This window comes from Massilia sp. CT11-108 (assembly GCF_047302915.1).
Taxonomy (GTDB): domain Bacteria; phylum Pseudomonadota; class Gammaproteobacteria; order Burkholderiales; family Burkholderiaceae_D; genus Telluria; species Telluria orientalis.
The window spans coordinates 1-2,045 of record NZ_JBKYMO010000738.1 but is presented as its reverse complement, the minus strand read 5'-3'; the positions used below and the strand labels follow the sequence as shown (position 1 = coordinate 2,045).

At 66.2% G+C, this 2,045-nt stretch carries 1 protein-coding gene, 2 tRNA genes and 1 pseudogene; all 4 read left to right on the top strand.

What is annotated here, in order from left to right; genetic code table 11:
• A pseudogene (gene mutL, locus ACEN88_RS30135) lies at positions 1-784 on the top strand (DNA mismatch repair protein MutL); the annotation flags it as partial.
• An 8-nt stretch (positions 785-792) separates the two neighbouring features.
• On the top strand, positions 793-1,746 hold the full coding sequence (gene miaA / locus ACEN88_RS30130; protein ID WP_413345623.1) for a tRNA (adenosine(37)-N6)-dimethylallyltransferase MiaA: 954 nt from the start codon (positions 793-795) through the stop codon (positions 1,744-1,746).
• 86 nt (positions 1,747-1,832) lie between these two features.
• Positions 1,833-1,909 (top strand) — tRNA-Met (locus tag ACEN88_RS30125).
• A gap of 59 nt (positions 1,910-1,968) precedes the next feature.
• Positions 1,969-2,045 (top strand) — tRNA-Met (locus ACEN88_RS30120).

Sequence of the window (2,045 nt, the reverse complement as noted above, 5' to 3'; positions counted from 1 at the left end):
CTCCTCGACGTTCTCGCCGTCCCCGTTCCCGCCCGGCAGCCGCTGGGATGCGCCGACGGGCGCCGGCGTCCCGCAACGCACCGCGGACTATGGCGCGCTGTTCACCGGCGCGCCCATGCCTTCATCGCAACCGCCCGGCGTGCAGGAAGCGCCGCTGCCGGAAACGACCAGGCCCGCGTCCGACGACGACTTTCCGCTCGGCTTCGCGCTGGCCCAGCTGCACGGCATCTACGTGCTGGCGCAGAACCGCAAAGGGCTGGTCCTCGTCGACATGCACGCCGCGCACGAACGCATCCTGTACGAACAGCTGAAGAACGCGCTCGACGCCCAGGCCGGCGGCGAGCAGATGCAGGTCCAGCAGATGCTGATCCCCGTGACCTTCTTCGCCGACGCCATCGAAGTGGGCACCGCGCAGGAAGAACACGAGACTTTGACGTCGCTCGGCTTCGACATCGCGGCCGTGTCGCCGACGACGCTCGCCGTGCGCGCCGTGCCGACGCTCCTCAAGAACGCCGACGCGCAAACGCTCGCGCGCGACGTGCTGCGCGACGTACGCGAATTCGGCGGCTCGCGCGTGCTGATCGAGCGCCGCAACGAACTGCTCGGCACCCTCGCCTGCCACACGGCCGTGCGCGCGAACCGCATCCTCACGCAGCCCGAAATGAACGCCTTGCTGCGCCAGATGGAAGCGACGGAACGCGCCGACCAGTGCAACCACGGCCGCCCGACCTGGGTCCAACTCGAAATCGCCGCGCTCGACAAGCTGTTCCTGCGCGGCCAGTAAAGCATCAGATGACATCGCAACACAAACCGCTGGCGGTAGCCATCATGGGCCCGACCGCGTCCGGCAAGACGGCAGCGGCGCTCACCATCGCCACAGAGATCCCCGTCGAGATCATCTCGGTCGACTCCGCCCTCGTCTACCGCGGCATGGACATCGGCACGGCAAAACCGTCGGCCGAGGAACTCGCGAGCGCGCCCCATCACCTCATCGACATCATCGATCCGCTCGACGCCTATTCGGTCGCGCAGTTCCGCGCCGACGCGATCCGGCTCGTGGCCGAGATCCAGGCGCGCGACCGGCTGCCGCTGCTCGTCGGCGGCACGATGATGTACTTCAAGGGCCTGAACGACGGCCTGGACGACCTGCCCACGGCCGATGCCGACGTGCGCACGCGCCTCGACGCGGAGGCCGCGCGCATCGGGTGGCCCGGCATGCACGCGAAGCTGCGCGAAGTCGATCCGGTCACCGCGGACCGCCTCGCGCCGAACGACGCCCAGCGCATCAACCGCGCGCTGGAAATTTTTGAACTGTCGGGCAAGCCGATGTCCGCCCTGCTCGCGCGCCGCGAGAAGCAGGAACTGCCGTTCGACCTCGTGCCGTTCGCACTGGAGCCATCGGACCGCGCGGTGCTGCACGAGCGCATCGCGCTGCGCTTCGACCAGATGCTGGGCAAGCGCGACGACAGCGGCATCGTGGCCGAGGTCGCGGGCCTGCGCGCGCGCGGCGATTTGAACCCGAACCTGCCGTCGATGCGCTGCGTGGGCTACCGCCAGGCGTGGGAATACCTCGACGGCACGATCGACCGCGCCCAGCTGCGCGAGACGGGCATCATCGCCACGCGCCAGCTGGCCAAGCGCCAACTGACCTGGTTGCGGGCGATGCCGGAGCGGATCGTGATCGATTGCCTGGGACCGGATCCGGCGCGCCGGATGCTTGATCATCTGGCCACGTTGCGAGGGTGAGACGATTCGTGCGAGGCTGGACAGGGTGATCCGGAGCGGGTAGCCTTGACACTTCCGGGGCCGAACGGCATAATGCACCCCGTTCTGGTGATATAGCTCAGTTGGTTAGAGCATAGCATTCATAATGCTAGGGTCGGTGGTTCAAGTCCACCTATCACCACCAAGGATTCAAGCGAAATGGCTTGGCTCATGCTGAGCCATTTTGTTTTAGTAAAGTTGTACGGTGATATAGCTCAGTTGGTTAGAGCATAGCATTCATAATGCTAGGGTCGGTGGTTCAAGTCCACCTATCACCACCA

Bases quoted from the DNA above. Each gene is read 5' to 3' on its own strand.
- miaA (WP_413345623.1), top strand. From the start codon at position 793: ATGACATCGCAACACAAACCGCTGGCGGTAGCCATCATGGGCCCGACC.